At 70.7% G+C, this 7,297-nt stretch carries 7 protein-coding genes and 1 pseudogene; all 8 read right to left on the reverse strand.

Annotated features, from left to right (window positions below):
• Positions 1 to 122 precede the first annotated feature (122 nt).
• On the reverse strand, positions 123 to 710 hold the full coding sequence (locus AB0D27_RS44650) for a hypothetical protein (RefSeq protein WP_362521213.1): 588 nt from the start codon (positions 708 to 710) through the stop codon (positions 123 to 125).
• 19 nt (positions 711 to 729) lie between these two features.
• Positions 730 to 1,782, reverse strand: coding sequence for an acyl-CoA desaturase (locus tag AB0D27_RS44655; protein WP_362521216.1), 1,053 nt, complete (start codon positions 1,780 to 1,782; stop codon positions 730 to 732).
• A 54-nt stretch (positions 1,783 to 1,836) separates the two neighbouring features.
• Positions 1,837 to 2,796 carry a VlmB-like protein gene (locus AB0D27_RS44660; RefSeq protein ID WP_362521219.1) on the reverse strand — a complete coding sequence of 320 codons (960 nt, stop codon included), beginning with the start codon at positions 2,794 to 2,796 and terminating at the stop codon, positions 1,837 to 1,839.
• 47 nt (positions 2,797 to 2,843) lie between these two features.
• Complete coding sequence (locus AB0D27_RS44665) at positions 2,844 to 3,848, reverse strand: DUF2156 domain-containing protein (RefSeq protein ID WP_362521222.1); 1,005 nt, start codon at positions 3,846 to 3,848, stop codon at positions 2,844 to 2,846.
• A complete protein-coding gene (locus AB0D27_RS44670; RefSeq protein ID WP_362521225.1) occupies positions 3,845 to 4,312 on the reverse strand; it encodes a hypothetical protein in 468 nt (155 codons plus the stop codon). The genes AB0D27_RS44665 and AB0D27_RS44670 overlap by 4 nt, the downstream gene beginning before the upstream one ends.
• A 2-nt stretch (positions 4,313 to 4,314) precedes the next feature.
• Complete coding sequence (locus tag AB0D27_RS44675) at positions 4,315 to 5,184, reverse strand: SAM-dependent methyltransferase (RefSeq protein ID WP_362521227.1); 870 nt, start codon at positions 5,182 to 5,184, stop codon at positions 4,315 to 4,317.
• 55 nt (positions 5,185 to 5,239) lie between these two features.
• Entirely contained in the window at positions 5,240 to 6,811 is a 1,572-nt protein-coding gene (locus tag AB0D27_RS44680; RefSeq protein WP_362521230.1) for an AarF/UbiB family protein, read from the reverse strand.
• A gap of 133 nt (positions 6,812 to 6,944) precedes the next feature.
• A pseudogene (locus AB0D27_RS44685) lies at positions 6,945 to 7,297 on the reverse strand (hypothetical protein); the annotation flags it as partial.

Genomic DNA, 7,297 nt, shown 5'->3' on the forward strand with positions numbered 1-7,297 from the left:
TCGGCTTTCCTCGCGTTCTTCTGGGGGTTCCCTGTGGGGCGGCTCCCCTCCGGGGGGGTCTGGGGGGGGGGGGGGGGGGGCCCCCCCCCCCCCCCCCACCACCCCCTCAGATCGGCGGCGGCTCAGTACGCCGTACACCGGCCCTTCTCGCCGTTCCAGAAGCACACCTGGCCGAAGACGTCGAAGCCGGCGACGCCGTCCGGGTTGATCTTGTCGAACCGGGGCTTGGGGATCTGCAGGCCGTTGATCCCGTCACCGGCGAGCGGTCCGCTCGTCACGGTGCGGTCCGGTACGGGGCTGCCCTCCTTGAGGTCACCCTTGAAGTAGAGACCACCGATCTCGCCGGTGTTCCATGTGCCGACGCCGTTGCCCTCCACCGAGAAGACCGGCACCGGCAGCCCGCCGAATCTGCCGGTGCCCTGGACGTCGAAGACGATGTCGGTGAGCTCCGGCGCCGCCCCGCTGGGCGACCAGCAGTCCTGGTACCCGATGTGTCCGCTCACCTCGGCCTCCCGGACCAGCACGCCGAGCGGGGGACTGAAGTTCACTTCGGCGTCGAGGCGGCACACGAGGTCGGGGACGGGCGCCGGGGCCGCCTCGGCGGCGGGCGCGGCCAGGGCCGTACCCGCAAGGAGGACGACGGCCGGGACCGCGCTCCTGCCCAGGCGCGCCAGAGCGGAGGACCACTTCACTTTCGCTGAGGACTTCACTTCTTGCGGTTCCTTTCCTTCAGGCCGTGGCCGTGCTGCCACGGAGGACTTCGCTCGCGGAACCCAGGTGCTCCGCGAGGTCGCGGTACGACTCCACGACCCCCGTCTCGACGTACGGGATGTCCCGTTCGGCGCAGAACGCCTTGACGATCGGGTACGCGCGCCGCAGCGCCGAGCGGGGCATTCCCGGGAAGAGGTGGTGTTCGATCTGGTAGTTGAGGCCGCCGTAGAAGAAGTCGCCGAGGTAGCCGGTGGGCAGCGTGCGCGAGGTGAGCACCTGGCGCTCCAGCCAGCTCCACTCCTTGCCCACGCGGGTCGGCAGGCCCTTGTGGTTGACGGCGAAGGCCAGGCCGAGCAGATAGCCGAGGAGGACCTGGTGGACCGCGAGGAAGAGCAGCGCGCTCGGCCAGGGCAGGAGCAGGAAGAGGGCGCCGAAGAAGAGCACCGCGTGCAGCACCAACAGGCCGCCCTCCAGCCAGGGTCGGCGGACGGCGCGGCGGCACAGGGCGATGACCCCGGCGATGCGCAGGACCACGGCCTCGAGGCCGAGGAGCGGGAAGAACAGGTAGCGCTGGTTTGCGGCGAGGAAGCGGGCGAATCCCTGCCGGTCCTGGGCCTGTTCGGGCGCGAAGACGGCCACGCGGCGCAGGATGTCCGGGTCGAGTTCGAGGTGGTTGGGATGGTTGTGGTGCCGGTTGTGGTGCTGCACCCACCAGCCGAAGCACACCCCGAGCATCAGGTTCCCGTGGACGAGGCCGAGCGCCTGGATGACCTTCCGTGACCGGGTGATCTGGCGGTGTCCGGCGTCGTGCACGAGGAAGGCGAGCTGTTCGTGCCAGGCGGCCAGCCAGACCGCCGCGAGGACCACGTGCCACCAGACGCTGCCGGAGAACGCCAGCGCCGCCCAGCCGGCGGCGTTCATCAGCCAGACCGTCACGATTCCGGTGACGTACTGGCCCTTGCGGGTCCGCATGAGTCCTGCCGCCTGGACGCGCCGGGTCAGTTCGCGGAAGTCCTCGTCGAGCGCGCCTGGTTCATACGGGGAGGAGTTGACTGACGGGCTGTCGGTCATCGGTGTGCCACGGACCCTTTCCTGGTTGGACGGTGACGGACGTAGGGAGGTGGCTCACGGGGTCAGTCCCATGTCGGCGAGCCGCGATTCCTGAGTGGTGCAGGCCCATTCGGCAGCGGCCAGCATCCGTTCCTCGGCTGTGGTGTCGACCAGTCGGCGGCCCGGCCACAGCTCGTAGTCGCCCGCGATGTCGCCATGCCGCTCCAAGCCCGCCTGGTAGAGCCGCTCCCGACGGAACGTCAGTTCCTGGACGGGCAGCCGCGACCACACATCCATGCCGCGCGCGACGAGTTCCCTGACGCGGTCCAACTCCTCGGGATACCTGCGCAGATGGCGTCGTACGATTGTGCTGCCGACGGAGAGATGCCGGATCTCGTCGATTCCCGCGGCCCGTTCGATCTCGGCGGCCGGCGGATCGAAGGGCCGCCACTTGCGCTCGCTCAGCTCGGCGGTGGGGGCGAGCACTCCTTCGACCAGGACGGTCAGGGTGATGACGCCGCCGATGTAGTCCCGGTCCTTCTCCAGGACCGAAAGGCCGAACTCCTCAAGCGGCGTCAGTACGGCGTCCCGGTCGGCGCCGGCGAGCGACTCCATGGTCTCTTCCAACTGGTCGGCGGGCGTGCCAAGTTCGAGGAGATGGCTGCGGAAGGCGTAGGCGTGGCGGGCCTCGTCCATCAGCTGGGAGGTGTAGAAGTCCATGGCGGCGAGGTCGGGCGCGTAGGCGACCAGGAAGGAGATGGCACGGGCCGCCTTCTCCTCCGCCATCGAGCGGAAGGCGAGCTCCTGCATGAGGGCCTGGCGCAGCGGCCCTTCCTCGAGCATGTGGGCGGGGACTGGCACGTCCGCGGACCGGCCCATCGCGTCGCCGCCGAGGGTGCCTTCCGGTACGGCGCGGAACCAGTAGCCCAGGTCGCAGCCCTCCGGTGTCAGCTCGGTGCGCAGGGCGCCTTCCAGGAGGCTCGGGGCGCGGTAGCGGTCGGCTTCAGCGGGGAACTTTGTGACATACGTGGTCATGTCGGCCTTTCTTGTTCAGGGTCTGCCAGCGGGTTCCTGCGGGGACGTCAGACCGACTTCGTGAGGCGCATCAGCTGCCAGACGGCGGCGGGGCGAACGCCCCCCTGGAACGCCAGGTACTCAGGTTCGATGAGCTGTGGACGCCACTTGAGCTTGAAGGACTCCTGGGCGGCGGCCGGGTAGACGGCCCGTCCCCTGTCCGCCAGCAGCCGCAGACAGCGGTGCAGGACGCCGCTGGTCGGTCCGGGAGCGGCGCTGTCCGCACCGAGCTGGACGAACGGGGTGAACCCGAGATGCAGCCAGTCGCGGCCCTCGTCCTGGAAGCGGCGCAGCGCGGTGACGAAGATCAGCTCCACGGTGCCGGGCGGGGCGTCCGGCAACCGCCGCGTGAGGTCGTACAGCCAGCCGCTCCGTTCACCGAACACGGGCGAGTACGACACATACCCGACGGGCCGCCCCGCGTGGACGGCGATGAACAGGCGCCGGTGCGGTGCGCTGGGGCCGCCGCGTTCGCCGATGAGGAATTCGAGTTCCTTGACGTGGCGGCCCTTCGCCCGCAGCCACGCCGCGTCGATCCCGTCCAAAGCGGTGCCGTCCTGCTCCCCCGCGGGCACCTCGGTGACGGTGACTCCTTCTCTGCGGGCCCGGTTGACCATGTTGCGCACCTTGACCATGCGCTGACCGCCCAGGCCGTATCCGTCGAGGGCGATGCTGAAGGAAGCACCGAACTGGTTGACGACGAAGCCGTGCAGGGCATGTAATTCGGCGTCGCTGCGGGAGAGTTGTACGGCGACGACGCGGCGCCCTTCGCTCCGGGCCCGGTCGAGCAGCGCGCTCAGCAGCCGCTCCTGGTCCCGGGGAGCGCAGACGGGTCCGCCCAGCTGGAACAGATGCCGTCGGCCGCCCTCCCGGTAGGGGACGAAGCCGTCGACACCGTCCGCGTGGAAACGGCGGTTGCCGCTGTTCATCGCGAGGAACGCGCTGCTGTGGCTGCCGTGGCGGCGCAGCATCTCGTACGCCTCCGTGTCCGCGAGCGCGTGCGGGGCACTCACCGGGCCGCCGCCTCGTGCCAGGGCACGGTCGCGAAGTCCCGCAGCGCTGACTGGACGGACGGGTGCGGAACCGGTTCGAAGGACACGGTGAACGACTTGGCGAAGTTGCCGAACAGCGCCCGGTCGCCGAAGAGATGGATCGGCAGCACCAGCAGCGCCCACTCCCAGCCGTACGCCAGGACCCAGGCGCCCAGGACCGCGCCCTGCACGCTGAGGCTGTGCATGGTGTTGTAGAGCACGTAGTAGACGCGGGAGACCCGCCGGTCGGGGCCGCGGTGATAGGCGACCGCCCCCGGCAGATAGCCGATGACGTCGACGTACGCGAAAAGGACGACGGCGACCCACCAGCGCACCTCGGCCAGATGCGCGAGGAAGAACGCGGCGGCCACCAGCAGCCCGAGCAGGTACTCGAGTCGCAACAGCCGATAGGTGGTCGGGGTCTGGCAGAGATTGTGTCCGTCCACGGTCACCGCCCGCCGGCCGGGAGCGTCGCCGTGACCAGCATCATGCTGTCCTTCTCGACCCCCGAGAACGCCGCGAGGTGCGGGGCGAACCGCTCGACCGCGTACGGCAGCGCGAGCAGGTCCGCGATCTCGGCCCGCCAGCCGTGTCCGGCCCACCAGCGCTCGGCGTCCGCGAGCTGCCAGACCCAGGGAGTCCCCGAGCCGGACAGCGCCTCCAACCACGGTTTGACGAAGGGCGATTCGGCGGTATCGGCGTTCAGGCACTCGGCGCCGAGGGTGCTGCCCGGCGCGGACAGCACGCCCACCGTGCCGATGAGATGCTCCACGGCCTCCGGCGCGAGGTAGAAGAGCAGACCTTCGCACAGCCAGGCGGTGGGGCGGCCCGGGTCGAACCCGGCGGCGAGCAGCGCGCCCCGCCAGTCCCCCAGCAGGTCGGCGGCGACCGGCGTGCGCCGGGCGATGTCGGGGCCGCGGCCCGCGAGGACACGCGCCTTGAAGGCCTGTACGGCGGGCAGGTCGACCTCGAAGACATGGGTGCCGGCGGGCCAGTCGAGCCGGAACGCCCGGGTGTCGAGCCCCGCTCCCAGCACGACGACCTGCTCGCGGCCCGCGCGTGTCATGGCGAGCAGGTGGTCGTCGAAGAAGCGGGTGCGCACGGCCAGCCAGTCGGGCAGCACCTGTTGCAGGACACCGGCTCCCGGCGGGGCACCGGCCACCCCGGCGGCGTCCAGGAAGGCGGCCGCGAGCCGGTCGTCGAAGAGGGCGTCCGCCCGCTCGGATTCCTGGGCTCGCATGCGTACGGTCCACAGGGCCGTCTCCGAGACTCCGTCCAAACGAACGTCGGACCCGGTGTCGTGATGCTGCATGGGCATGGGTGATTCCTTTGTACGTACGGTTGATGACGGTTGATCAGGCACGGGTGGCACGTCAGCGGGGCGTCCGGCGGCGGTCGAGAAGAAGGGCCGCGGCGCCGAGGGCCAGCAGGCCGCGCGACGGCGTCCAGGGCCGATGCCCGCCCCTGGACGCGGGTGTGTACGGCTCGTGGATCTGGAGGGCGAGTTGGCGGTTGGCGGCGTCGGAGAGGAGCCCGCGCCACTGTTCGGGGGCGGAGGAGGCGGCCGACAGGAGGTCCATCGTGTTGCGGGCGACCTGGTCGAGAGAGAAGTACTCGCGGATCAAGGCGAGGATGATCCCGCGCGCCTCCGCCTTGAACACCTCCGCGAGGGCGATGTCCGGTGCCAGGCAGCGCACCGAACCCTCCAGATTCGCGAAGGACTTGCCCAGCAGGGAGATGGCCGGCGCCGAGCCGATGCCGCGCCGGGTCGCCTTCTCCAGAACGGTGGTCAGGGACACCCCGAAGTTGATGTCCTCGAGGGACGCGGTGGCGACCTTGGGCACCAGCGCCGCCATGTCGGCCGCGAACGCGGGCAGGTTCGACCAGGGGGTGACCCGGCCCATGTCCGCCCACGCCCAGGCCAGGCCGTGGCCGTCGTTCTGCGCGATGGCCATCAGCAGCGGCAGCAACTGCAGACTCGTGCGCCGGTCGAGACGGCCGACCATGCCCCAGTCGATGAGCGTCGCCGGACCACCGGGCAGCGCGAACACATTGCCCGCGTGGGGGTCGGCGTGGAACATCCGGTCGACGAAGTATCCCCGGTACATGAAGCGCAGCAGGTCCTTGCCGATCTCCGTGCGCTCCCGGTCGCTGAACGAGCGGCGGTCGAGATGACGTACGGAGGCGCCCGGCGCGAGGGACTGGACCAGCACCTTGGGGGTGGCGTGGATGACCCGGGGCACGTCGAGGGTCGGGTAGCGCCGGATGTTCTCGCGGGCCTCGTCCATGTTGCGGGCCTCGCCGGTGAAGTCCAGCTCGGGTTCCATCGCGTCGAAGATCGAGCCGAGCATCGCCTCCACGTCGATGACCTCGTTGAAGCGCGGTGCCGTACGGGCCACGATCCTGGACGCCTTGCGCATCAGGGCCATGTCCGCGCGAACCGTGTCCCGGATGCCCGGCCGCTGCACCTTGACCACGGCGGGGCGCCCGCCGGGCAGCGTGACCCGGTACACCTGGGCCAGGGAGGCCGCCCCGAGGGGACGCGTCGTCTCGATGTCGTCGAAGCGGAGCTTCCAGTCCGGGCCCAACTCCTGCTGGAGTACGGGTTCGAAGACGGAGAAGGGCTGCACGTCGACCTGGTCGTGGAGGTTCTGCAGCTCGCCGATCATGGCGGCGGGCACCATGTCGGGCCTGGTGGAGAGGATCTGTCCGAGCTTCACATAGAACGGGCCGAGGCTCTCCAGGGCGTGCCGCACCGCCTTGGCCCGGCGCGCTCCTTCCTGCGCGGTGCCGCTGTCCCCGGCGGAGGCCTCGGCTTCCGCCGGGGACAGCGGATTCCGTACGGCCCGCCGGCGCTCCCGCGTCATCTGGCCGACCTCGTCGGCGACGAGGCTTCCCAGTACCTTCACAACCAGCCGGAGCCGATTGCCGAGCATGGCACTCATGTGTCACAACCTCCTGTGCCTGACGAGTTCCGTCGGTCATGCGGCGCGGTCACTCACCGAGGTGAGGTCACTCACCGGGGTAAGCCGGTACGCGCCCGGTGGCGGCCGATGAGGGCCCGGTGCCGCAGGTTGCTCAGCCCCCCTTCCTGGCCGCGGGCGCACGGCCTGCGGTCACCGCGCCGGTGACCTGCTGGACGTTCTCCAGCACGCCCACCAGGGATGCGACCAGGTCGGAGAGCTGGGCGATCTGCCGGGGCAGGGCGGCCAGTCCCTCCGCCATGTCCGCCGCTCCCGAGACGGCCGATGCCGCGCCGCCCGTCACCTGTCCGAGTGCGGCCAGCGGATTGGCTGCGCCGAGCGCGGCGATCGGATTGGCCGCGCCGGCGCCGCTGAGGGCGCCTAGGGGGTTCGCCCCGCCACCGGCGATGGCCGCGAGCGGGTTGGGGGCGGCGCCGGCGAGCGCGGCCAGGGGGCCCGCCGCGCCGG

The sequence above is a fragment of the Streptomyces sp. NPDC048415 genome (assembly GCF_040651675.1).
In the GTDB taxonomy this organism is placed as follows: Bacteria; Actinomycetota; Actinomycetes; order Streptomycetales; family Streptomycetaceae; genus Streptomyces.

Coding starts and splice junctions, on each gene's coding strand:
- AB0D27_RS44660 (WP_362521219.1), bottom strand. CDS start 2,796: ATGACCACGTATGTCACAAAGTTCCCCGCTGAAGCCGACCGCTACCGC.
- AB0D27_RS44655 (WP_362521216.1), bottom strand. CDS start 1,782: ATGACCGACAGCCCGTCAGTCAACTCCTCCCCGTATGAACCAGGCGCG.
- AB0D27_RS44675 (WP_362521227.1), bottom strand. CDS start 5,184: ATGCCCATGCAGCATCACGACACCGGGTCCGACGTTCGTTTGGACGGA.
- AB0D27_RS44680 (WP_362521230.1), bottom strand. CDS start 6,811: ATGAGTGCCATGCTCGGCAATCGGCTCCGGCTGGTTGTGAAGGTACTG.